Consider the following 23,341-nt stretch of genomic DNA (forward strand, 5'->3'; position numbering starts at 1 on the left):
TTAATGCACTATATATAGATATTGGCGCGATTCTTTTGATGTAGGACAAGGAAATCGGAAGAGCGTGCGCAAGCTGAACAGTCGTCAATCGCTCACTGGCCGATCGCGAAAATGTTCCAGCAGAAAGTCGACCCAGACGCGCACCCGCGGCGGCAGATCCGCCGAGGCGTAATAGAGCCACAGCTGCACCGGGCGCGGCCAGCACTCCGCCAGCACCGGCCGCAGCGTGCCCTGCTCAAAGTGCTTTTCGAGGTACCAGCGCGCCAGGTTGACGATGCCCAGCCCGGCCAGCGCCGCATCCAGCAACATTTCCGGGCGGCTCACCACCAATCGGCCGTTCAGATCCAGCGCCAGCGTTTCACCCTGATGGCGCAGCTGCCATTTGACGTGGCGGCCGTTGCTGGGGTTACGGTGCAGCAGGCAGTCGTGCCGCAGCAGGTCGTGTGGCGTTTGCGGTTCACCGCGCCGCGCCAGATAGTCGGGCGACGCCGCCAGCACCATGTGCATCGGGTAGAGCGGGCGGGCCACCAGCCGGCTGTCGGGATCGACCCGGCTGCCGATGCCGACGTCGAAACCTTCGCCCACCAGATTCACCACCCGGGCGTCCAGCGACAGATCGAGATCGATCTGCGGGTAGCGCTCCAGAAATTGCGGGATCAACGGCATCAGCATCTGGCGGCCGAAGCCGGGGATCATCGTGACGCGCACCACCCCGGCCGGCGCCTGCCGTTCGCCGCCGGCGCTTTCCAGCGTCGCCGCCAACGCCTGCCACAGCGGCGCCACCTGCGCCAGCAGCGCTTTGCCCTCGTCGGTCAGCAGCACGTTGTGGGTGTTGCGCTGAAACAGCCGCAGCGCCAGCTTCTCTTCCAGCGCGCGGATATTTTTGCTGACCGCCGCCGGCGTGACGCCCAGCTGGCGGGCGGCGGCGGAGAAATTTTGCGCCTGCGCGGCGGCGAGGAAGGCCGGCAGCAGGCGGTGCACGTCAAAGGGCAGCGACATAGTGGTTGATACTTTCGGTTGAAATTGAAGTGACCTTGAACAGCCTACACCCGAAGCGGCAGAAATGGAAAAATGCCTCATCTTCTTTACGTTCAAGGAATCCTTTATGTCACGCATTTTAGTGTTAACCGCCCACCGCACCCCCGACGAGTCGCGCATCAACCAGGCGCTGATCGAGGCCGTGCGCCCGCTGCCTAACGTGACCGTGCACGAGCTTATCCGCGCTTACCCGGATTACCGCATCGACGTGGCGCGTGAACAGGAGCTGCTGGAAAGTCATGATGCGGTGGTGATGATGTTCCCGTTTTTCTGGTACAGCTCGCCGGCGATCCTGCGCGAATGGCAGGACGCGGTATTAACCTATGGTTTCGCCTACGGCAGCGAGGGCACTAAACTGCACGGCAAGCCGCTGCAGCTGGTGGTGAGCACCGGCGGCAACGCGCAGGCCTACACGCCGGCAGGCTACAACCGCTATCCGGTGCAGGATCTGCTGCTGCCGTTCCACGCGCTGGCTAACCTGACCGGCATGGATTATCTGCCGCCGCATCTGGTGCAGGGCGTGACCGACATGAGCGATGAGCAGTTGGCGCAAGCGGCCGCCGGGGTGGTGGCGCTGATGGAGACATTGTAGGGCGCAGCGCTCGCCGCGCCCTGCGGGGTTAGTCTTCGAGCAGCCACCACACCGCTTCGAACGGCCGCAGCGTCAGCGCCTGCGGCTGATCCGCCGAGTCGCTGTAGTTGCTCATCAGCGGGCGCCACTGGGCGGAGGCTTCCACGCCTTCCGCCGCCCAGGCCAGCGGTTCGCGGCTCAGGTTGGCCACCACCAGCAGGCGCTGGCCGTTCCAGCTGCGCTGATAGCACCACAGCGCCGGGTGATCCGGCGCCAGATCCTGATAGTCGCCGTGGGTCAGCAGCGGATACTGCTTGCGCAGGGTGATCAGTTGGCGGTAGGCGTAAAACACCGAGTCGAGATCGGCCAGCGCCGCGTCGGCGTTGATCTGCGGGTAGTTCTCGGCGCAGCCGATCCACGGCGTGCCGGTGGTGAAACCGGCGTGCGGCGCGGAGCTCCACTGCATCGGCGTGCGGCCGTTGTCGCGCGATTTGTCCGCCAGGATCGCCAGCAGTTCGGCGTCGCCGCGGCCCTGGGCGCTCAGTTCGGCGTACATGTTCAGGCTTTCCACGTCGCGATACTGCTCGATGGCGCGGAAGCCGGGGTTGGTCATGCCGATCTCTTCACCCTGATAGATATAAGGCGTGCCCTGCATGCCGTGCAGCACCATCGCCAGCATTTTGGCGGCCGGCACTCGCAGTGCGCCTTCATCGCCGAAGCGCGACACGATGCGCGGCTGATCGTGGTTGCACCAGAACAGCGCGTTCCAGGCGCGGTTATGCATCCCTTGCTGCCAGTGGCGGAAGATCTGCTTCAGTTCCACATAATCCGGCGCCGCCCGCGTCCATTTTTCGCCGCCGGCGTAGTCCACCTTCAGGTGGTGGAAGTTGAAGGTCATCGACAGTTCTTCGCCGCTCTGCGCCGCGTACTGCTGGCAATGCTCGAGCGTGGTGGAGGACATCTCGCCCACCGTCATCAGGCCGCGTGGCTGGAACACGTCGCGGCTCATTTCCTGCAGGAACTCGTGAATGCGCGGGCCGTCGGTGTAGAAGCGGCGGCCGTCACCCTGGCTGTCGGACGGGAAATCCTGCTGCTTGGACACCAGGTTGATCACGTCGAGGCGCAGGCCGTCGACGCCTTTGTCCGCCCAGAACTGACACACTTTCTTCAGCTCTTCGCGCACCGGCGGGTGTTCCCAGTTGAGATCCGCCTGCTCGACGGCGAACAGGTGCAGATAGTACTGGCCGCAGTCGGCGTGCCACTGCCAGGCGTTGCCGCCGAATTTGGAGCGCCAGTTGTTCGGCGGCGTATCCCCCTCGCCGTCGCGCCAGACGTAAAACTGGCGATACGGGCTGTGGCGATCCTGCGCGGCCTTGAACCACGGGTGCTCGGTCGAGGTGTGGTTGAACACCATGTCCATCACGATGCGGATGCCGCGCCGGTGGGCGGCGGCGACCAGCTGCTCGAAGTCCGCCATGGTGCCGTAAGCCGGATCGATGGCGCAGTAGTCCGCCACGTCATAGCCGTTGTCCACCTGGGGTGAGACGTAGACCGGCGTCAGCCAGATGGCGTCGACGCCCAGCTCCTGCAGATAGTCCAGCCGCCGGGTCACGCCGGCCAAATCGCCGTAGCCGTTGCCGGTGCTGTCTTGAAAACTCTTCGGATAAATTTGGTAGATGACGCCGTTCTGCCACCAGGGGGTTGGGTTGCTCATAGATCAATACCTTTGAATCGTGACAACGGGCCTGTACCCTTCATCTTTCAAACTGCAGCGTTGTTGGCTGCTGGCGCTGCACCCCAGTCACTTACTTGAGTAAGCTCCTGGGGATTTGCACCCTTGCCGCCTAGCTACAGCTCGAAAGCTATAGGGTATTTCCAGCCCCTACATTCATGTTGCGTATTTTGCGTCAATCAAACCGGCAGCTCGCCGCGGGCGGCCTTGCGTTTGTAGACCATGATGGTCAGCACCAGCGGGATGACGATCGCCACCAGAATCGCCAGCGAGTAAATCAGCCAGAACTGCGGCTTGATAGACAGGATGCCCGGCAGGCCACCGACGCCGATGCCGTTGGCCATTACGCCGTCCAGGCCGCAGATCAGGCCCGCGATCGCGGAGCCGATCATCGCGCACAGCATCGGGAAGCGGTATTTGAGGTTGATGCCGTACATCGCCGGTTCGGTCACGCCGAGGTAGGCGGAGATCGCCGCCGGCACCGAGATTTCACGCTCGTTGGCCTTGCGGCTGATGATGATGATGCCGAGCACCGCCGAGGCCTGCGCGATGTTGGACAGCGCAATCAGCGGCCACACCGGGGTGCCGCCCATGCTCTGGATCATCTGCATGTCGATGGCCAGCGTGGTCTGGTGCACGCCGGTGATCACCAGCGGCGCATACAGGAAGCCGAACAGCGCGGCGCCCACCGGGGCGAAGCTGCCGGTCATCACCGCTTTCACCGCCCAGGCAACCCCATCGCCGATCATGCGGCCGAACGGCCCGATCAGCGCGTGCGCCAGGAACACCGCCAGCAGCAGCGAAACCACCGGCACCACCACCAGATAGAGATAATCGGGGACGATCTTTTTCAGCCGGGTCTCGATCCAGCCCAGCGCCATGCCCGCCAGGATCGACGGGATCACCTGCGCCTGATAGCCGACTTTCTGGATCACGAACCAGCCGAAGTTCCACACTTCCGGCGTTTGCTGGCCGAGCAGGTAGGAGTTCATCAGCTGCGGCGACACCAGGGTGACGCCCAGCACGATGCCGAGCACCGGCGTGCCGCCCATCTTTTTCACCGTCGACCAGCAGATGGCCACCGGCAGGAACATGAAGATCGCTTCACCGAGCAGCCACAGGAAGTCGTAAACGGTTTTCCACGCCGGGTGCATCTGCGCCAGCGTTTGGCCGTCGGACATCGGGATGTCGCCGATCACGTTGCGGAAGCCGAGGATCAGACCGCCGCTGATCAGCGCCGGCAGCAGCGGGAAGAAGATCTCGGCGAAGTGGGAGATGGTGCGCTCGGTCCAGGTCATGTTCTGGCGCGCGGCGACCTTGGCCTGTTCTTTGTCGGCCTCGTTGACGCCGGTGCTGGCGATCAGCGCCTGATAGTAGTCGCCGACGTCGGTGCCGATCACCACCTGGAACTGCCCGGCGTTGGTGAAGCAACCTTTGACCATCGGCAGCTCTTCGATTTCTTTGGGGCTGGCCTTGCTGGGGTCATTGAGGACGAAACGCAGCCGGGTAATGCAATGGCTGACGGTGGCGATATTCTCGCGGCCGCCGACCAAAACAATCAGGCGGTCAATATCCTGCTGTTTTACTTTGCTCATTATGGGATACCTGCAGAGGTGTTGACTGAGTAATGATCAAAGCTTAGTCACTCGGCTTTTTTAATGGAATGGGAACGTTCCCGGTTTGGGGCGAGGATCACAAAATGACAAAAAATGGTCGCTTTTTAATCAGGAAAGTTTGCTGGGCACCACCAAGCGGCGGATCCCCTGTTCGCCGCTGAGCTGCGCCAGCAGCTGCTGCGCCGCCAGCAGGCCGGCGCTGCCGTAGCCGAACTCGACCGACAGGGTATCGGGGAACAGGAAGCTGAGCAGCGGGGTGTTGCCGATGGCGCATACCTGAATGGCGCGCGCCGGCTGCTGCTGCAGGTACTTTATCGCCCCCAGGGCGATGCTGTCGGAGGCGCAGATCAGTGCGCTGGTGTGTGTATCAATCACTTCGGCGGCGTGCTGGAAACCGCTCTGGTAGCTCAGCTCGCCCAACGTGGCGCGCGGCGTGAGCTTGAGGCGTTCACAGGCGTCGAGGTAGGCCTGATAGCGGCGCTGGCCGGTGGTGGCGTCGCTGAGCTGCACCCCCAGATAGCCGATATGCCGGTGCCCTTGCCGGTACAGGCGATCCATCAGCAGGTTCACCGCGCCGGCGTCGTCGTAGCAGACGGACGAGAAGCCGTCGTATTCACGCACCATCACCACCATTTTTTCCTGCCACGGTTTGAGCATCGCCGCAGTCAGGCCGGTGAAGCCGAACAGGATCACCCCGTCGACGTTACGCTGGCGCAGCACGTGCAGGTGCTCCTGCACCAGGCGGGTTTCGAACTGGCTCTCCATCACGATCGGGTCGAAGCCCTGCTGGTACAGCAGCGGCAGCATGGTGCGCACCGCCTGGTTTTCCGACGGCGAATCGAGACGGGAAACGATGATGCCCACCACCTTGTCGCTCTGGCCGCGCATGGCGCGCGCCGACTTGGAGGGGGTAAACCCTTGCTGACGGATCACCGCTTCCACCCGTTCGCGGGTTTGCGGGCTCACGCTGCCTTCATTGTTCAGCACGCGTGAGACGGTGGATTTGCCTACGCCGCTCAGGCGTGCGATGTCCTTGATGGTCAGCCGGTTTTGCATGGTTTACTTTTCGTTGAAGTGGACAGGCGTAACATAACGGCCTGTAAAACAATGCCCGTCAGCATAGCTCATTTTCCCACGCGGATCTTGAGGCAAAACGGGATTGTGACATTGCGATGAACGGCCGCTCCTGCCGCTCTGTTTTTCCCTTTACCGGAGGTTATTCCCCATATGGACCCCGACCCGACTGCTTTAGACACTCACTCGGTTCACCGGTAAAACCTCTCCGCCTGGCGCTGCTGTTTTACCGGTGAAGTACATCACGGTAACCGGTGGCGCGCGCTTCGTCGTTCGCTCCTGCTGCTGAAAAAGAATAAGGATCTGCGTTGGCAGAGGCTTTTTGGCGTGCCCGCCATCCGCCCGGCCGGTGACGATCCCCGTTTACCCGCTGCCGTGAGGCACCGGGCGACGAGGTGCGAACCATGAAACTGAAAAAACTCCCCCGTCAGCTGCTGGGCCTGTTCGCCCGCGGCCTTCCGCGCCGTTTGGTGCGCCGCGACAGCCTGCTGGACGGCGTCGGCGGCGCTGCGCGCGATATGCCGGCCGGCCTGGCGCAGCAGCGGCTGGACTGTGCCGCCGCAGAGACAATGCAGCTGTTTGAGCGTTTCCACAGCCACCCGGAAGGCATCACCGCCCATGAGGCGGAACAGATGCGCCGGCGCTGCGGCGAGAACGTCATCGACGATCAGCAGAAAGAGGCCTGGTGGCAGCACCTCTGGCACTGCTACCGCAACCCGTTCAACCTGCTGCTGACCGCGCTCGGCATGATCTCTTACGCCACCGAGGATCTCACCGGCGCGTTGGTGATCGCGCTGATGGTGCTGATCTCCACGCTGCTGAACTTCATCCAGGAGGCGCGCTCCAACCGGGCGGCTGATGCGCTGAAAGCGATGGTGAGCAACACCGCCACGGTGATCCGCAGCGATGCGCTCACCGGCAAGAGCGAACACGTGGAGCTGCCAATCGCGCAGCTGGTGCCGGGCGATATCGTCAAGCTGGCGGCCGGCGACATGATCCCGGCGGATCTGCGCCTGCTGTCGGCCAAGGATCTGTTCATCAGCCAGGCGGCGCTGACCGGCGAATCGCTGCCGGTGGAAAAATCCGCGGCGCCGCAGGCGCTGGCGGCCGATCCCCTCGACTGCCGCAACCTGTGCTTCATGGGCACCAACGTGGTCAGCGGCACCGCGCTGGCGATGGTGATCGGCACCGGCGGCGGCACCTATTTTGGCCAGCTGGCGCAGCGCGTCACCAGCCAGGATGAGCAGCCGAACGCCTTCCAGAGCGGCATCAGCAAGGTCAGCTGGCTGCTGATCCGCTTTATGCTGGTGATGACGCCGATCGTGCTGCTGATCAACGGCTACACCAAGGGCGACTGGTGGGAGGCGGCGCTGTTCGCGCTGTCGGTGGCGGTCGGGCTGACGCCGGAAATGCTGCCGATGATCGTCACCTCGACGCTGGCCAAAGGGGCGGTGAAGCTGTCGCGCCAGAAGGTGATCGTCAAACGCCTGGACGCCATTCAGAACTTCGGCGCCATGGACATTCTGTGCACCGACAAGACCGGCACCCTGACCCAGGACAAGATCGTGCTGGAGCGCCACACCGATGCGTTCGGCGCCGGCAGCGAGCGGGTGCTGCGCTACGCCTGGTTGAACAGCTTCTACCAGACCGGGCTGAAAAACCTGCTCGACGTGGCGGTGCTGAGCTGCGCTGAGCAGAATCGGCAGCCGGAAGCGTTGCAAAACTACCGCAAGGTGGACGAGATCCCGTTCGATTTCGTGCGCCGCCGCATGTCGGTGGTGGTGGCCAAGGACAACGAGTATCACGAGCTGGTGTGCAAGGGCGCGCTGGAAGAGATGCTGGCGATTTGCAGCCACGTGCGCCACGAAGACGAGGTGATCCCGCTGAGCGAGGCGCTGCTGGCGCGCATTCGCCGCATCACCGACGATCTCAACCAGCAGGGGCTGCGGGTGGTGGCGGTGGCCAACAAGGTCCTGCCGGCGCAAACCCATGAATACGGCGTGGCGGACGAGTCGGATCTGATCCTCGAAGGCTACGTTGCCTTCCTCGATCCGCCGAAGGAGAGCACTGCCCCAGCGCTGGCGGCGCTGAAACAGAACGGCGTCACGGTGAAGATCCTCACCGGCGACAACGAGCTGGTGGCCGCCAAAGTATGCCGGGACGTCGGGCTGGCGGCCGAGCACCTGCTGCGCGGCAGCGAGATCGAACAGATGGACGACGAGCAGCTGGCGCAGGCGGCGGCGCGCACCACGGTGTTCGCCAAGCTGACGCCGCTGCACAAAGAGCGCATCGTCAAACTGCTGCGCCGCCAGGGGCACGTGGTGGGCTTTATGGGCGACGGCATCAACGACGCGCCGGCGCTGCGCGCGGCCGATATCGGCATCTCCGTCGATTCGGCGGTGGACATCGCCAAGGAAGCGGCGGACATCATCCTGCTGGAAAAAAGCCTGATGGTGCTGGAGCAGGGAGTGATCGAAGGGCGCCGTACCTTCGCCAACATGCTGAAATACATCAAGATGACCGCCAGCTCCAACTTCGGTAACGTATTCAGCGTGCTGATCGCCAGCGCCTTCCTGCCGTTCCTGCCGATGCTGCCGCTGCACCTGTTGATTCAGAACCTGATGTACGACATCTCGCAGATCGCCATCCCGTTCGATAACGTCGACGACGATCAGATCACCCAGCCGCAGCGCTGGAACTCCGCCGATTTGGGGCGGTTTATGGTGTTCTTTGGGCCGATCAGCTCGATCTTCGACGTGCTGACCTTCAGCCTGATGTGGTGGGTATTCAAGGCCAATACGCCGGACATGCAGACGCTGTTTCAGTCCGGCTGGTTCGTGGAAGGGCTGCTGTCGCAAACGCTGATCGTGCACATGATCCGCACGCGCAAAATTCCGTTTATCCAGAGCCGCCCGTCCTGGCCGCTGTGCATCATGACGCTGGCGGTGATCGCCACCGGCATCGGCCTGGTGTTCTCGCCGCTGGCCGGCTTCCTGCAGCTGCAGGCGCTGCCGCTCGGCTACTTCCCGTGGCTGGTGCTGATCCTCGCCGGTTACATGGTGCTGACCCAGTGCGTGAAAGGCTGGTTCGTGCGCCGCTACGGCTGGCAATAACCCGTTCGCCCCCTCCGGCCGGGAGGGGGCAACTGTGATCCCGTCCGCTTTTTCACCGCAACGGTTGGACATCTGTTCTGGGCTGAGTCTTTATCTACAGCGTTGGCTGTTTTCCCCTGCGCCTTTCAAGCCACCGCGTTGTTGGCTGTACGCCCGCCCCCCAGTGACTTAGCAGACCTAAGCGCTTGGGGATGCGGGCGCTTGCCGCCTAGCGGTGGTTTGAAATTCATTGGGGATATTTTGTTTTTTTCCTCTGAGGAATTTCCGATGCACAGACCTTTCCGTTATACGCTACTGGCTTCATCGTTATGGTTTTCTTGCGGCGCGCTGGCGCAGCCGGCTGGCGATCTGCCGCTGATGCCCTGGCCGCAGCAGGTGGAAGTGACGCAACCGGCGGGCAAGCTGGTGCTGGATCACCGTTTGTCCCTGACGCTGCAGGGTGACGACTTGGGCGACGCGCTGCCGCGCTGGCGCCAGCGCATCGAACTGCAGACCGGCTGGACACTGGCGCCGGCGGGTGAAGCGAAGGACGGCGCGGCGATCAGGGTGATGATTAAAGACCGGGTGGCGGCGCAGCCGCTGCCGGGCAGCGACGAGAGTTACCGGCTGGCGGTCACGCCGCAGGGCGCCACGCTGACCGCCAACACCCGATTCGGCGCGCTGCGCGGTATGGAAACCCTGCTGCAGCTGCTGCAGACCGACGGGCAAAATACCTTCCTGCCGCTGGTGGATATCCGCGACGTGCCGCGCTTCCCGTGGCGCGGCGTTTTGTTGGATTCGGCGCGTCATTTCCTGCCGCTGCCGGACATTCTGCGCCAGCTCGACGGCATGGCGGCGGCCAAGCTTAACGTGTTCCACTGGCACCTGACCGACGATCAGGGCTGGCGCTTTGCCTCTGAGCATTACCCCAAGCTTCAGCAGCAGGCCAGCGACGGCCAGTTCTATACCCGCGAGCAGATGCGGCAGGTGGTGGCTTACGCCACGGCGCGCGGCATTCGCGTGGTGCCGGAAATCGACATGCCGGGGCACGCCTCCAGCATCGCGGTGGCCTATCCCGACCTGATGAGCGCGCCGGGGCCGTATCGCATGGAGCGCGAGTGGGGCGTGCATAAGCCGACGCTCGATCCGACCCGCGACGAGGTGTATCAGTTTGTCGACACGATCGTCGGCGAGCTGGCGGCGATCTTCCCCGATCCTTATCTGCACATCGGCGGCGACGAAGTTGACGCCAGCCAGTGGCGGGCGTCGCCGTCGATTCAGGCGTTTATGCAGAAGAACGGGCTGGCGGATACCCATGCGCTGCAGGCCTACTTCAACCAGAAGCTGGAAAAGATCCTCGAGAAACACCAACGGCAGATGGTTGGCTGGGACGAGATCTACCATCCGTCGCTGCCGCGCTCGATCGTCATTCAGTCCTGGCAGGGGCAAGACTCGCTGGGCGCCAGCGCGCAGGACGGCTATCAGGGCATTCTCTCCACCGGTTTCTACCTCGATCAGCCGCAAAGCACCGCCTATCACTACCGCAATGAAATTCTGCCGCAGCCGCTGGGGGTCGAGACGGCGGTGCAACCTGGCGAGCAGGCGCAAAGCTGGCGCTTCAGCATGCCGCGCCTGAAGGGCAGCGCGGTGGAGGGCAGCTTCACGCTGATCGAGGGCAAACAGGGCTGGCGCGGCTTTATCGATTTCACCGGCAAATCGCGCCGCGCGGTGCACGACATCGTCTGGCGCACGCCGCAGCAGGTGACGTTCCGCGTCGATACCTGGATGGGTGACACGCGGCCGGTGTTCACGCTGCAGCAGGACAAGCTCAGCGGCTATATGTTGGTCGGCAACGTGCGCTACCCCACCCAGGGCGACAAACTGGCGGCGGTGCCGGCGGGCAAGATGCCGGTGGTGCCGGACGAGAAAGGGCAAGCCAACATTCTCGGCGGTGAAGCGGCGCTGTGGGCGGAAAACGTGCGTGCGCCGCTTCTCGATCTCAAGCTGTGGCCGCGCGCCTTCGCGGTGGCGGAGCGGCTGTGGTCGGCACAGGACGTCACCGACGAAAGCAACATGTACCGGCGGCTGGCGGCGATCGACGCCTGGTCGGTGGTGTCGGTCGGCCTGCAGCAGCACGCGGAAACGGCGCGCGAATTCACCCGGCTGAGCAACAGCGTGCAGATCCTGCCGCTGCAGATCCTGGCCGAGGCGGTGGAGCCGGCGCAGTATTACACCCGCCAGCACCTGAAGTTCCAGGCCGGCAACTATCACCAGTTCGAACCGCTGAACCGCTTTGCCGATGCGCTGCCGCCGGAGAGCGGCGCGGTACGCGACATGCATGCCCAGGTCGCGGCCTTGCTGAAGGATAAGCGCGATAAGGCGGCGGCGCAGGCGCTGCGCGAACGGCTGCAGCGCTGGCAGGCGAACGGCGCGGCAGTGCAGACGGCGATCGCGGGCAACCGCACGCTGCGTGAGCTGGCGCCGGTGGCGCAGGACGTTGACGCTTTGGCCACGCTGGGCTTAACGCTGCTGGATCGCTATCAGCAGGGCAAACCGCTGAGCCGGGCCGAGGCCGAGCAAGCGCAGCGCCGGCTGGATGCGGCGGCGCAGACGCGCGACGAAGTGGTGATTGCGGCGGTGTACCCGCTGGAGGCGCTGCTGCGCGGCCTTAAAACGGAGTGAGGGTGACGGGGCTCGGCCAGCTGAGCCCCGGTTTTGTTACGCCCGTAGCGACAGCGGCGCATACCCGATGGCGTGCTGCAGATAATTCAGCAGCAGCTGGCGGGTGAAGCGCGGCTCATCAATGCCGCTGCCCTGCAGGAAGCGTTGCAGGTTGCTGCAGTCCCACCGATAGGTGTCTTGATAGAGCTCCACCGTCGATAGCTCGTCTACCATGTGGTCCTTGAACAGGCTGAGCAGCGGGTACAGCGGCGCGTCGCTGTCGTTTTCCCATTGGGCCCGCCACTGTGCGAAGGGCAAGGGGCGAAAACGATAACCGAACTCGCGCTCCAGCAGGCTGAAAAACTCACGCAGCGTCAGATTATTGTCACTTTGATGGATCAGGTTGAATTTCTGCCCCAGCGCTTGCGGATTGCGAGAGACGTGGGCGATGGCCCGGGTCATGTAATCCACCGTGGTCAACCCTTCGCGCATATCCCGTAAATCCGGCACCGTGCCGCTGCTGATGCAGGTTTTCACCAGCCGCCCCCACCATTGGTAATCGGCGTTGACGCCGGTACGGCTGTGGCAGGTGGCGTAGCCCAGGCGGAAGGTCATCAGCGGCAGGCCTTGCGCCGCCGCCAAATCGGCGATCTTTTCCATCACCCATTTGCTGCGTACGTAGCCGATATCGCGGCTGACCGCCGGCAGGTTTTGATCGATATCGTCGTTTTCCCGCATCACCCGTTTGCCGGTGTGCAGATGCCCCCAGCTGTAAACGGAGATGGTCGACAGCAGCATCAGCGGTTTGGTGCGGCTCTGCGCTGCGAAGCGAATGATTTCCCGCAGGCCCTGCACGTTGTCGCGCTTCATGTAGGCGTAAGGCTGGATAAAATTCACCGCGCTGGCCGAATGGTAAACCAGGTCGATATCTCGGCTTAACGTCCTGTAGGCCGCAGGCGTCAGCGAAAAGTCGTGTTCCGCGACGTTGCCAGGCACCATATGAATGCGCGCGTGCTGGCTGGCGTTCAGCGCGATCCGGTAGCGCTGCAGCACTGCCTCAAGCCGCTGTCTCGGCGGCAGTTTGGCGCCGTCGCGCACCAGACAGTACAGCTCGGCATCGGTGGTGCGCAGCAGATCGGCCAACAGATGCGCGCCGACGAAACCGGTGGCGCCGGTGAGCAAAATGGCGCGCGGCGCGCTGATTTGCCGCGGATCGAACGTCGGATCGATGACGAGATCCGACGGCAAATACACATCATCTTGCAAGGCACGCGCTGCGCCTTGCCGCTGTGTCGGTTGCCGGTCTCTGCGTTGTGCCAGTGCCTGCGCCAGGGCACCCAGAGTGGGATATTCATAGATGTCGTGCACCGAGGTCTCGACGGCGAACGCCTTGGCCAGCGCCGCCATCAGCTTGGCCGCCAACAGCGAGTGGCCGCCCAGCGAGAAAAAATCATCGTCGGTTGCAGGCTGTTCCACTTTCAGCAACGAGCGCCACAGATCGGCGACGACGCGCTGGTCGGCGGTCAGCGGCTGCGCAACGCCGGCGCTGACCGGTTGGTAATGCGCCAACAGGGCCGCTTTGTCTATCTTGCCGTTGTTGTTCAGCGGCATGTGTTGCAGTAAACGATAATCGGCGGGCAGAAATGCGCTGGGCAGCGTTTCTTTCAGTTTCTGTCGGACGCGTGCGATCACGCTTTCGCCGTCACTCTTCGCGATCAGAAACGCCACGATTTTCTTGCCCAGCGGATCATCTGCCATCGCCACGGCGGCCACCGCTTTACGAACGCCCGCCACCTGCAGCATGGCGTTTTCGATTTCGCCCAGTTCAATGCGATTGCCGCGGATTTTGACCTGATCGTCGATACGGCCCAGATATTGAATGCGGCCATCCGCCAGCCAGCGAGCCCGATCGCCGCTGCGGTACAGACGTAACCCGGCGAAGTGAGGCGGGGTGATGAAGCGCTCGGCGGTCAACGCCGGATTGTTCAGGTAGCCGCGCGCCAGACAACGACCGCTGATATACAGCTCGCCGGGGCGATCGCCGATCACGGGCTGTAGTTGGTCATCGAGGATGAATATTTCGGTATCGCCGATGGGCCGCCCAATGCTGGCGGGCGGGTTTTGCGTGGCGCAAGCCACCCGGTTGCAGGTGACGAATATGGTGGCTTCTGTCGGGCCGTAGTAATCGATCAATGAATAATCGATGCCGCGCAGATCGACCGGATGAAGTTTCTCCCCTGAGCTGAACAGATACCGCAGCGCCAGATTGGCCGGTTGCGGCGCGCCGACCACGTCGGCGACCAGTACGGCGGGCAGGCTGGCGTGGGTAATGCCCTGTTCGGCAAAGTAGGCCAGCAGGACTTCCGGCTGCAGGCGAGCGTCTTCCGGCGGCAGATACAATGTGCCGCCGCTGGTCAGAGGCGACCAGATCTCCCATTGCGCGACGTCGAAACTCAAGCCGGCGATCAGCGTAGAACGACTTTCGGCATCCATAGCGAATTGCTTGTTATGCCAGAGAATTAAATTCAGCAGCGACTGATGTTCTATCAGCACACCTTTCGGTTTGCCGGTGGTGCCTGAAGTGAAAATGAGATAAACGATGGCATCGGGAGACGGAGAAATTAACGTTATATGCTCCTGCGAAGAAGTTGATATATTATCAATATAAATAATATCCTCGCTGAAGTTATTTTCCGAAAGCGCTATCGTCGCGTTGCTGGCGAGTATTAAAGGGGAGCCGCTTTGCGTAACGATATCCTGTATTCTTTTTTCCGGGTAACGGGCATCGATGGGAATATAGCCTGCGCCGGCTTTGACGATCGCCAACATACCGATCAGCATTTCCGGCGTGCGCAGCGTGACGAGCGGCACATAGCTGCCGGGCGCCACGCCCCGCCGTCGCAACAGCGCGCACAGTGCGCTGCTGGCTTCATCCAATTGACGGTAGGTCAGGCGCTTATTATCGCCGACGACGGCAAGTTTTTCCGGATAACGGGAAGCTTGTTGGATAAAATAATCCAATACGCTAGGTGCCATGGTTATCTCCTGTCATTATTCACGGGGTGAACGAAATGAAACAGCAATGACCCGGCCGGGTGAAAAACAATTATAGGCGTATTTTTATTGTGGAATTGTAAATGTGAACAATATTGCGCTATCGCTATAAATTAATTGGATTAATAAAATTCTTATCAATAAAAACGGCCAGCCGAAGCTGACCGTCATTCGCAAGCGTGCCGATTAACGACGCACGGCGATGGCTTCGATTTCGATCTTCACGTCTTTCGGCAGACGCGCCACTTCTACGCAAGAGCGGGCCGGGAACGGCGCGCTGTGCTCGGTGAAGAAGGCTTCGTACGCGGCGTTGACGGTGGCGAAGTCATTCAGGTCTTTCACGAACACGGTGGTTTTCACGATGTCGGCAACGATCAGGCCGGCGGCTTCGACGATCGCTTTGACGTTGTCCAGCGACTGGCGCGCTTGAGCGGCGACGTCGTCGGCAACGGCGCCGGTTTTCGGATCGACCGGGATCTGGCCGGAAGTGATGATCATGCTGCCCAAATCAACGCCCTGCACGTAAGGACCAATGGCTGCCGGGGCGAGTTCAGTGCTGATGTTACGTGACATGTTTTCTCCTGATAGACCCGTTGTCTTTCACGCCGCCGCGCGGTCGGCCGCAGCTTGAAATTCGGTGGGTAGCAACGTGGGTAGAGTTATTTTCAGGCACCTATTATAGGGAGTGACGCGCAGATTAACAGCGCCGCTCCCGTTAAAAGGGCAGAATTCAGTCGGCCTGCAACACCACCTGATGCTCGAACTCTTTTTCGCAGTAGCGGCACTTCAGGTGCACTTCGCCGTCGCGCGGCTTCACGCTGAAGCTCGACGCCACCGGCTCGCTGCGGCTGATGCAGTTGCTGTTCGGGCAGGTCAACACGCCGTCGATGTGATCCGGCAGGCTGAGGGTCAGCTTGCGCACCACTTCATAGTTGTCGATGCGGTTCACCGTGGCCTTCGGCGCGTACATCGCCAGCTGGTTGGCCTGCTGCTCGGTCAGAAACGTGTTCTCGATCTTGATCAGATCCTTGCGGCCCAGCTCGTTGGAGGGCAGGTTCAGGCCGATGGTGATGCGTTGGTCGGTGGCGGTCAGCTTGAACAGCGTCAGCAGTTTAAAACCGATCTGCGCCGGAATGTGGTCGATCACCGTGCCGCATTTGATCGCTTCGACCTGCAGTTTGTTGTCGTGAGTCATGGCGGTTCCCCCTTAAAGAGCCAAATCGGCGTTGAGTACCAGCGCCAGCAGCGCCTGGCGGGCGAAGATGCCGTTGCCCGCCTGCTGGAAGTAGTAAGCGTACGGCGTTTTATCCACGTCGGTGGCGATCTCGTCGATACGCGGCAGCGGGTGCAGCACCTTGAGGTTGGCGCGCGCGCCGGCCAGATCCGCAGCGCGCAGGACGAACTGCGCCTTCACGTTGGCGTACTCGGAAGGATCGAGGCGTTCTTTCTGTACCCGGGTCATGTAGAGAATATCCAGCTCCGGCACCACTTCTTCAATGCTGCTGTGCAGGCTGTACTCGATGCCTTTCTCTTCCAGCATTTTCAGGATGTAGGCCGGCATCGCCAGCGCGTCCGGGGCGATGAAGTAGAAGCGGTTGCCTTCGAACTTGGCCAGCGCCTGGGTGAGCGAGTGCACGGTGCGGCCGTACTTCAGGTCGCCGACCATGGCGATGCTGAGATTGCTCAGGCGCCCCTGGGTTTCCTGGATGGTGAACAGATCCAGCAGGGTCTGGGTCGGGTGCTGGTTGGCGCCGTCGCCGGCGTTAAGCACCGGCACGTTGCCGGAGAACTCCGAGGCCATGCGCGCCGCGCCTTCCTGCGGATGACGCATCACGATGGCGTCCACGTAAGTGCTGATCACCGAGATGGTGTCGGCCAGGGTTTCGCCTTTCTTGCCGAGCGAGGTGTTGCTGCCGTCGGCGAAACCGACCACCGAGGCGCCGAGGCGGTGCATCGAGGTTTCGAACGACAGGCGGGTACGGGTCGAGGCTTCGAAGAAGCAGCTGGCGATCACCTTGTGTTTCAACAGTTCCGGCTGCGGGTTGGCTTTCAGACCGGCGGCGGTGCGCAGCACCAGCTCCAGATCCTCGCGGCTGAGATCGTTAATAGAGATGATGTGTTTGTGATACAGCGGGTTGGCCATTTTTCACTCCTCCTCGACGCGTGCCCGTGGCGCGGGACTTTGGGTATGCCCTTTATCTTTCAAGCCGCAGCGGCGTTGGCTGCCCGCCGTCACCCCAATCACTTAGTGGTCTAAGCTCCTGGGGACTCCAGCGGTTGCCGCCTGGCTGCGCCCCGAAATCTTTCGGGCATAATTTTTTAAGGCAAAAAAAAGCCCCTCAATGAGGGGCTTGAAACGATCGGTTTAGCAACAGGAGAAACAACGGCAGCTGGCCGCCGATAGGCAGTCGGTTTTGTCGATTGCGGCTAACAAAACAAACGTCGTTTTTCATGCTTTCTCCTGGCAAATTGTGGCGCATTATACTCGCGCTTTTCGCCACTGCAAGCGTTAAAACGCCGTTTTTTGCCGCCCCGCAATCGATTGGCCGGCGATGGCCGCCCGCCGGCTATTTGCTGACGCGATCGTAGTAGACCATGTCGGCGTTCAGCCCCTGTTGGTAGCCTTTGACATTGTCGCGCAGCACCACTTCGGTTTTGGCCTGATCGATAAACACGTACGGCGAACTGCGCTGCAGTTCCTGCTGCATGGCGGTGTACAGCGCGCGGCGCTTGGCCGGATCGGCTTCGGCCAGCGCCGCCAGCGTCTGCTGGTTCAACTGCGGGATCTGCCAGCCGTTCAGCCCGGCCACCGTGCTGCTTTTGCCGTCGTTGTAGGCGAAGGCGCTGGCGTTGGAGTGGGCGTCGAAGTAATCCGGGATCCACAGGCGGATCGCCGCCTGATGCTGCCTGGCGCGCACGCGGGAGTAAACCTGGCTGCCCGCGGCCGGCAGCAGCTCGACCTTCACGCCGGCGGCGGCGAAGCTGCCCTGCAGCGCCTGCGCGATGGTGATGAACGGCGGCTTGTTCTCCACGTCCAGCGTAAAGGCGGCGTGGGTGATGCCCGCCTTGGCCAAGATGGCTTTCGCCTTGGCCGGATCGTAGCGGAACGGATTGGTCTCCAGCGCGCCCGGCAGCCCGACCGGCAGGAAGCTCTGGTGCACGAAGTATTGGCCCTTCAGCAGATCCTTCGTGATGCCCTGATAATCCACCAGGTAGCGCGCCGCTTCCCAGAAGGCCGGGTTATTCAGCAGCGGATTGGCGCCGTTGCCGGTGTTGAACACCAGGTAGTTTTGCTCGGCGGACGGGATCTCCAGCACCTTGACGCCCGGCTGGTTTTTCAGCGTGTCGGTCTGATCGGCGCCCAGTTCGCGGGCGATATCGGCGTCGCCCTGCTGGATCAGCAGGCGGCGGGTGGCCGGATCCGGCACGTTTTTAATGATGATGTTTTTCAGCTGCGGCTTGTCGCCCGGCGTGGTGGGGTTGGCGTCCAGCACGATCGCCTGATGCGGCTGATAGACGCGCATTTTGAACGGGCCGCTGCCGGCGGAGTGCATTTTCAGCCAGGCGTTGCCGAAGTCGCCGTCTTTGACGTTGGCCAGCGCCGCTTTGCTGTCGACGATCGAGGCGATCGGCGTCGAGAGGATATTCAACGCTACCGCCGGGCTGACGTCCGCCGTCCAGCGCAGCTGCACCGTATGTTCGTCGATCTTCTTCAGCTGCGCGTCGATGTTGTCCGGCTGCCAGCCGAGCACGTTGAGGATGAACGCCGGCGATTTGTTCATTTTGACCGCGCGGCTGTAGGAAAAGATCACGTCGTCGGCGGTCAGCGGGTTGCCGGAGGCAAACGTCGCCTGCGGCCGCAGTTTCACCGTCAGCGTTTTGGCCGCCGTATCGCTCTGCCAGCTTTCCGCCAGCACCGGCGCCACCTTGGCCGGATCGTCGCGATCCGCCTGCACCAATCGCTGGTACAGGCTGGGCACCGTCTGGATGCTGGAGAGTTCGTTGGCTTCTGCCGGATCGAGGCTGACGATGTCATCCAGCGATTGCACCACCACCAGCGTATTCGGCGGCGTGGCGGCTAACGCGGCGGCGGGCAGGGCAGCGAGCAGGAACAGCGGCAAGAGTTTGGTTTTCATCGATGTGTATCCCCTGAAGGCGCCGCAAGGCGGCGCTGAGAACGGTTTGTTATCGTTGGTTTTTACGGCGCGGGCGCCGTCGGCCTGTCACGGTAGAACCTTTGCCGGCGGCGGGCAAAGGTCAATCCGCTATTTGATATTCCAGGAATATATTAGCCGCCCTGGCCGGGGGCGCCAGGGCGGAGGGGGGACAATCAGAGGGTTTCGCTCAGCGTGGCGACCAGCACCGCCTTGATGGTGTGCAGCCGGTTTTCCGCCTGATCGAACACCACGCTGTGCGCCGATTCGAATACTTCGTCGGTCACTTCCATGCCGCCGTGCAGATCGTACTGTTGCGCCATCTGCTTGCCGAGCGTGGTTTGATCGTCGTGGAACGCCGGCAGGCAGTGCAGGAACTTCACGTTCGGGTTGCCGCTCAGCTTCAGCATCGCCATGTTGACCTGATACGGCCGCAGCAGCGCGATACGCTCCTGCCAGGTCTCTTTCGGTTCACCCATCGAAACCCAGACGTCGGTGTAGAGGAAGTCGGCGTCTTGCACCCCTTCGGCGATGTCTTCGGTCAGGGTGAGTTTCGCGCCGGTTTGTTGCGCCAGCGCCTGGCACTCGGCCACCAGCTCCGGCTGTGGCCAGCAGGCCTTCGGCGCCACCAGCCGCAGATCCATACCCGCCAGCGCGGCGGCTTCCAGCAGCGTGTTGCCCATGTTGTTGCGCGCGTCGCCGACGTACGCCAGCTTCACTTCACTCAGCGCCTTGCCCGGCAGGTGCTCCTGCACGGTGAGCAGATCCGCCAGTAATTGGGTAGGGTGAAACTCGTCGGTCAGGCCGTTCCATACCGGCACGCCGGCGTGTTCCGCCAGGGTTTCCACCAGCGCCTGGCCGTAGCCGCGGTACTGAATACCGTCGTACAGGCGGCCCAGCACCCGGGCGGTGTCTTTCATCGACTCTTTATGGCCGATCTGGCTGCCGCTTGGGCCGAGGTAAGTGACCTGCGCACCCTGATCGAATGCGGCAACTTCGAAAGAGCATCGCGTGCGGGTCGAGTCTTTTTCGAAGATGAGCGCAATGTTTTTGCCCTGCAGCCGGCGCTGTTCCTGCCCCTGCTTCTTGGCCTGCTTCAGATCGGCCGAAAGCCGCAGCAGCGCCTGCAGCTCGGCGGGGGTGAAATCCATTAACCTCAGAAAGTGACGTTGGTAGAACGCATTGCCGGTGCTCATAGTCCGATTCCCTGATTGCTTAATTGAATTAAAATTCACTTTATATGTATGAATATTCAATTTCAACCCCAGCGAGGAAATCTTTCACGTTTATCGTGGAAGCAATGTCGGCGGTGTGTGAAAATAGAAGGAATGAAGGCCATTTGACTTGAGGATATAGGCATGGCAAACCGCGAATTGCTGGAAGAACAACGTGAAGAGACCCGCCTGATCATCGAAGAACTGCTGGAAGACGGCAGCGATCCGGACGCGCTCTACACCATCGAGCACCATCTGTCCGCCGAGAAATTTGAGGTTCTGGAGCAGGCCGCCGTTGAAGCCTTCAAGCTGGGCTACGAAGTGACCGACGCCGAGGAGCTGGAAGTGGAAGACGGTTCGATGGTGATGTGCTGCGACGTGATCAGCGAAGTCGGCCTGAACGCCGAGCTGATCGACGCTCAGGTCGAGCAGCTGGTGGCGCTGGCGGAACGCTGCGGCGTCAACTATGACGGCTGGGGCACCTACTTCGAAGATCCGAACGGTGAAGACGGTGAGGAAGACGAAGACGGCGACTACATCGACGAAGACGACGACGGCAAACGCCACTGATTAACCCCGCTTATTCACATGGGCCGGTTCTCGCCGGCCCCTGATAAACGCCATGACATACCAATCCCTGTTAGCCCCGATTTTAAGCTTCCTGCACTGTGAAACGCCCGACGCCTGGATCGACGCCGCGCGCCGTCCGGAAAACCTGCAGCTGTTGCTGACCGACCACCTGGTGTGCGAGCTGAAAGCCGCGCAGACCGGCATGTGGCTGATCCGCCGCTACGTGGCGGACAAAGAGAGCGGCGACGCGCTGTTGGCGCTGCTGCGGCCCTACGAGGCGTTTCTGCACGAGGCGCAGAGCGCGCCGGACACGTTGTTCCGCCAGGGCCAGTTCACCCGCAAGATCCTGCCGAAAAACGGCTCGGCCTACGGCCAGGATCTGGCGGATCGCATGGTGCTGTTGATCAAGGAAGAGCTGCATCACTTCTCGCAGGTGCTGGAGATCATGCAGGCGCGCGGGATCCCGTATCGCAAGATCACCGCCAGCCGCTACGCCAAGGGCATGATCCGCGAGATCCGCACTCACGATCCGGCGACGCTGATCGACAAACTGATCTGCGGCGCCTACATCGAAGCGCGATCCTGTGAACGCTTCGCCAAGCTGGCACCGCATCTGGACGACGAGCTGAACCGCTTTTACGTCTCGCTGCTGCGATCCGAAGCGCGGCACTATCAGGACTACCTGACGCTGGCCGAGCAGATCGCCGGCGGCGACATCAGCGAACGGGTGGCGCATTTCGGCCGCCTTGAGGCTGAACTGATCCTGTCGCCGGACAGCGAACTGCGTTTCCACAGCGGCGTGCCCGCCGCCGCCTGACGTTGAAGGGCGCCCCTACTGCGGCGCGCCCAGCAACAGATCCACCGCCTTTTCTGCCAGCATGATGGTCGGCGCATTGGTGTTGCCGCTGGTGAGCTGCGGCATCACCGAGCAGTCGATCACCCGCAGCTGTTCAAAACCGTGCACCCGCAGCTGCGGATCGGTCACCGCGTCCTGCGGCGACAGCCCCATGCGGCAGCTGCCCACCGGGTGATACACCGTCTTGCAGAAGTTGCGCACGAAGGCTTCCAGCTGCGCCTCATCGCGCGTCCACTCCGGCTGCGGCATCAGCAGATCTTTGATCAGCGGCTTCAGCGCCGCGGTTTGCAGGAAGCCCAGGCCGAACTTCACCGCGCGCACGCTGCCGGCCAGATCGTCCGGGTGGCCAAGGTAGTTGGCGTGCAGCTTGACCGGATCGTGCGGGTTGCTGCTGCGCAGCAGCACTTCGCCGCGCGCCTTCGGCTGCAGGTAGCCGACCTTGAGCGTAAAGCCGTGAATGTTCGGCAGCGGCTCGCCGGGCACGTCGTCCCAGCTGTCCAGCAGCGGCAGGAAGTGGATCTGCACATCCGGCCGGCCGTCGCCCTGGCTGTCGGTGAAGGCGGCGCCTTCCAGCACGTTGGACGAGAGCACGCCGCTGCGAAACGCCAGCCACTGCGCACCGTGGCTCAGCGCCTGCAGGCCGCGATCGGCGCCGAACAGGCTGATCGGTTCGCGGGTGCTGACGTTGATCGACATGTGCAGGTGGTCGTGGAAGTTTTTGCCCACCGGCAGATCCGCCCGCACCTCGATGCCCAACTGCTGCAGGTGGTCGCGCGGGCCGATGCCGGAGAGCATCAGCAGCTTCGGCGAACCGACCGCGCCAGCGCTGACGATCACCTCTTTGGTGGCGTGCGCGGTGACTTCTGCGCCGCCGTTCTGGCTGTAGACCACGCCGGTGGCGACGTTGCCCTCGAAGGTCAGCCGGTGCGCCAGCGCGTTCAGTTTCACCACCAGCCGCCGTTCGTCGCGCACCGCCTTCAGGTAGGTGCGGGCGGTGCTGGCGCGTTCGCCGTTGTGGGTGGTGGTTTGGTAGAAGCCGACGCCGTGCTGGCTGTCGCCGTTGAAGTCGTTGCGGTAGGGCAGGTTCAGCTCCTGGCCGGCGCGGATAAACGCCATGCTGAGCGGGTGACGGTAGCGGTTTTCGCTGACCGGCAGCAGCCCGTCGGCGCCGTGGTAGTCGTCCGACAGGCTTTCGTTGGCCTCGGCGCGTTTAAAATAGGGCAGCACCTCGCGGTAGCTCCAGCCGGTGCAGCCGTAGCGGTCGGCCCAGTCGTCGTAGTCCTGCGGCTGGCCGCGCAGGTAGATCATGCCGTTGACCGAACTGCTGCCGCCCAGCACCTTGCCCTGCGCGATCTGCATGCGGCGGTTATTGGCGTGCGGTTCCGGTTCCGTCTCGTAGGGCCAGCTCTTTTTAGCGATGATCTTGGCCACGCCGGCCGGCATCTTGATGAACAGGTTATTGTCGTCGCCGCCGGCTTCCATCAGCAGCACCCGCGCCTGGGTGCGGCGGATCAGCTGAGCCGCCAGCACGCAGCCGGCGGAACCGGCGCCGACGATGATGTAATCAAAGGTATTTTCCGACATGACAGCTCTCCGTGCGCGATTGGGATACTGGCAGAGTAACGCGGGGGGAAAAGCGGTCAATTTACGATCGTTAATTTATTAACGAACTTCACATTAAATTTACGTAGTGGTTTTTAACGTCAGTT

General features: G+C 62.2%; 16 protein-coding genes. 5 read left to right on the forward strand and 11 right to left on the reverse strand.

Annotation, left to right across the window (positions count from 1 at the left end; translation table 11 throughout):
* Positions 1-84 precede the first annotated feature (84 nt).
* Positions 85-999, reverse strand: a complete 915-nt coding sequence (locus QDT79_RS06640; RefSeq protein ID WP_308316304.1) for a LysR family transcriptional regulator — start codon at positions 997-999, stop codon at positions 85-87.
* Between the two features lie 106 nt (positions 1,000-1,105).
* Here QDT79_RS06640 and QDT79_RS06645 point away from each other — a divergent pair, with 106 nt between their 5' ends.
* A complete protein-coding gene (locus QDT79_RS06645; protein WP_308316305.1) occupies positions 1,106-1,630 on the forward strand; it encodes an NAD(P)H-dependent oxidoreductase in 525 nt (174 codons plus the stop codon).
* Positions 1,631-1,658: 28 nt separating this feature from the next.
* On the opposite strand, the gene treC is transcribed toward QDT79_RS06645, so the two are convergent.
* The 3 genes from treC to treR form a co-directional block, all read right to left on the reverse strand.
* Positions 1,659-3,323, reverse strand: coding sequence for an alpha,alpha-phosphotrehalase (treC, locus tag QDT79_RS06650; RefSeq protein ID WP_308316306.1), 1,665 nt, complete (start codon positions 3,321-3,323; stop codon positions 1,659-1,661).
* 197 nt (positions 3,324-3,520) lie between these two features.
* Positions 3,521-4,936 carry a PTS trehalose transporter subunit IIBC gene (gene treB / locus QDT79_RS06655; RefSeq protein WP_049198760.1) on the reverse strand — a complete coding sequence of 472 codons (1,416 nt, stop codon included), beginning with the start codon at positions 4,934-4,936 and terminating at the stop codon, positions 3,521-3,523.
* Between the two features lie 129 nt (positions 4,937-5,065).
* Positions 5,066-6,013, reverse strand: coding sequence for a trehalose operon repressor TreR (gene treR / locus QDT79_RS06660; RefSeq protein WP_043148219.1), 948 nt, complete (start codon positions 6,011-6,013; stop codon positions 5,066-5,068).
* A 422-nt stretch (positions 6,014-6,435) separates the two neighbouring features.
* On the opposite strand from treR, the gene mgtA reads away from it, so the two are divergent.
* Both mgtA and QDT79_RS06670 read left to right on the forward strand, forming a co-directional pair.
* Positions 6,436-9,144: a magnesium-translocating P-type ATPase gene (gene mgtA, locus QDT79_RS06665; protein WP_308316307.1), complete on the forward strand. Its 2,709-nt coding sequence runs from the start codon at positions 6,436-6,438 to the stop codon at positions 9,142-9,144.
* Between the two features lie 267 nt (positions 9,145-9,411).
* Positions 9,412-11,805, forward strand: coding sequence for a beta-N-acetylhexosaminidase (locus QDT79_RS06670; protein WP_308316308.1), 2,394 nt, complete (start codon positions 9,412-9,414; stop codon positions 11,803-11,805).
* A 36-nt stretch (positions 11,806-11,841) separates the two neighbouring features.
* Here the strand turns inward: QDT79_RS06670 and QDT79_RS06675 are convergent, their stop codons facing one another.
* The 6 genes from QDT79_RS06675 to argF all read right to left on the reverse strand — a co-directional run bounded on the left by QDT79_RS06675 (position 11,842) and on the right by argF (position 20,188).
* Positions 11,842-14,820, reverse strand: coding sequence for a non-ribosomal peptide synthetase (locus tag QDT79_RS06675; RefSeq protein WP_308316309.1), 2,979 nt, complete (start codon positions 14,818-14,820; stop codon positions 11,842-11,844).
* 204 nt (positions 14,821-15,024) lie between these two features.
* Positions 15,025-15,411 carry a 2-iminobutanoate/2-iminopropanoate deaminase gene (ridA, locus tag QDT79_RS06680; protein WP_308316310.1) on the reverse strand — a complete coding sequence of 129 codons (387 nt, stop codon included), beginning with the start codon at positions 15,409-15,411 and terminating at the stop codon, positions 15,025-15,027.
* 157 nt (positions 15,412-15,568) lie between these two features.
* Positions 15,569-16,033 carry an aspartate carbamoyltransferase regulatory subunit gene (gene pyrI, locus QDT79_RS06685; RefSeq protein WP_038879023.1) on the reverse strand — a complete coding sequence of 155 codons (465 nt, stop codon included), beginning with the start codon at positions 16,031-16,033 and terminating at the stop codon, positions 15,569-15,571.
* 12 nt (positions 16,034-16,045) lie between these two features.
* Positions 16,046-16,981 (reverse strand): aspartate carbamoyltransferase, encoded by a 936-nt coding sequence (gene pyrB, locus QDT79_RS06690; protein WP_049271187.1) that lies wholly within the window; start codon positions 16,979-16,981, stop codon positions 16,046-16,048.
* Between the two features lie 424 nt (positions 16,982-17,405).
* Positions 17,406-18,974 (reverse strand): ABC transporter substrate-binding protein, encoded by a 1,569-nt coding sequence (locus tag QDT79_RS06695; protein ID WP_308316311.1) that lies wholly within the window; start codon positions 18,972-18,974, stop codon positions 17,406-17,408.
* Positions 18,975-19,168: 194 nt separating this feature from the next.
* A complete protein-coding gene (gene argF / locus QDT79_RS06700; RefSeq protein ID WP_308316312.1) occupies positions 19,169-20,188 on the reverse strand; it encodes an ornithine carbamoyltransferase in 1,020 nt (339 codons plus the stop codon).
* Between the two features lie 162 nt (positions 20,189-20,350).
* Between argF and rraB the strand changes: the two genes are divergently transcribed.
* Complete coding sequence (gene rraB / locus QDT79_RS06705) at positions 20,351-20,776, forward strand: ribonuclease E inhibitor RraB (protein WP_063991572.1); 426 nt, start codon at positions 20,351-20,353, stop codon at positions 20,774-20,776.
* A 52-nt stretch (positions 20,777-20,828) separates the two neighbouring features.
* The gene (gene miaE, locus QDT79_RS06710) at positions 20,829-21,593 is read left to right on the forward strand and encodes a tRNA isopentenyl-2-thiomethyl-A-37 hydroxylase MiaE (RefSeq protein ID WP_063991571.1); all 765 of its coding nucleotides are present in this window, start codon (positions 20,829-20,831) and stop codon (positions 21,591-21,593) included.
* Positions 21,594-21,608: 15 nt separating this feature from the next.
* Here the strand turns inward: miaE and QDT79_RS06715 are convergent, their stop codons facing one another.
* Entirely contained in the window at positions 21,609-23,216 is a 1,608-nt protein-coding gene (locus tag QDT79_RS06715) for a GMC family oxidoreductase (RefSeq protein WP_308316313.1), read from the reverse strand.
* Positions 23,217-23,341 lie beyond the last annotated feature (125 nt).

The organism is Serratia marcescens, assembly GCF_029846115.1.
Lineage (GTDB): Bacteria > Pseudomonadota > Gammaproteobacteria > Enterobacterales > Enterobacteriaceae > Serratia > Serratia marcescens_L.

Coding starts and splice junctions, on each gene's coding strand:
- argF (WP_308316312.1), bottom strand. CDS start 20,188: ATGAGCACCGGCAATGCGTTCTACCAACGTCACTTTCTGAGGTTAATG.
- QDT79_RS06695 (WP_308316311.1), bottom strand. CDS start 18,974: ATGAAAACCAAACTCTTGCCGCTGTTCCTGCTCGCTGCCCTGCCCGCC.
- QDT79_RS06675 (WP_308316309.1), bottom strand. CDS start 14,820: ATGGCACCTAGCGTATTGGATTATTTTATCCAACAAGCTTCCCGTTAT.
- treR (WP_043148219.1), bottom strand. CDS start 6,013: ATGCAAAACCGGCTGACCATCAAGGACATCGCACGCCTGAGCGGCGTA.
- pyrB (WP_049271187.1), bottom strand. CDS start 16,981: ATGGCCAACCCGCTGTATCACAAACACATCATCTCTATTAACGATCTC.
- QDT79_RS06645 (WP_308316305.1), top strand. CDS start 1,106: ATGTCACGCATTTTAGTGTTAACCGCCCACCGCACCCCCGACGAGTCG.
- mgtA (WP_308316307.1), top strand. CDS start 6,436: ATGAAACTGAAAAAACTCCCCCGTCAGCTGCTGGGCCTGTTCGCCCGC.
- treB (WP_049198760.1), bottom strand. CDS start 4,936: ATGAGCAAAGTAAAACAGCAGGATATTGACCGCCTGATTGTTTTGGTC.
- pyrI (WP_038879023.1), bottom strand. CDS start 16,033: ATGACTCACGACAACAAACTGCAGGTCGAAGCGATCAAATGCGGCACG.
- rraB (WP_063991572.1), top strand. CDS start 20,351: ATGGCAAACCGCGAATTGCTGGAAGAACAACGTGAAGAGACCCGCCTG.
- QDT79_RS06640 (WP_308316304.1), bottom strand. CDS start 999: ATGTCGCTGCCCTTTGACGTGCACCGCCTGCTGCCGGCCTTCCTCGCC.
- treC (WP_308316306.1), bottom strand. CDS start 3,323: ATGAGCAACCCAACCCCCTGGTGGCAGAACGGCGTCATCTACCAAATT.
- miaE (WP_063991571.1), top strand. CDS start 20,829: ATGACATACCAATCCCTGTTAGCCCCGATTTTAAGCTTCCTGCACTGT.
- ridA (WP_308316310.1), bottom strand. CDS start 15,411: ATGTCACGTAACATCAGCACTGAACTCGCCCCGGCAGCCATTGGTCCT.
- QDT79_RS06670 (WP_308316308.1), top strand. CDS start 9,412: ATGCACAGACCTTTCCGTTATACGCTACTGGCTTCATCGTTATGGTTT.
- QDT79_RS06715 (WP_308316313.1), bottom strand. CDS start 23,216: ATGTCGGAAAATACCTTTGATTACATCATCGTCGGCGCCGGTTCCGCC.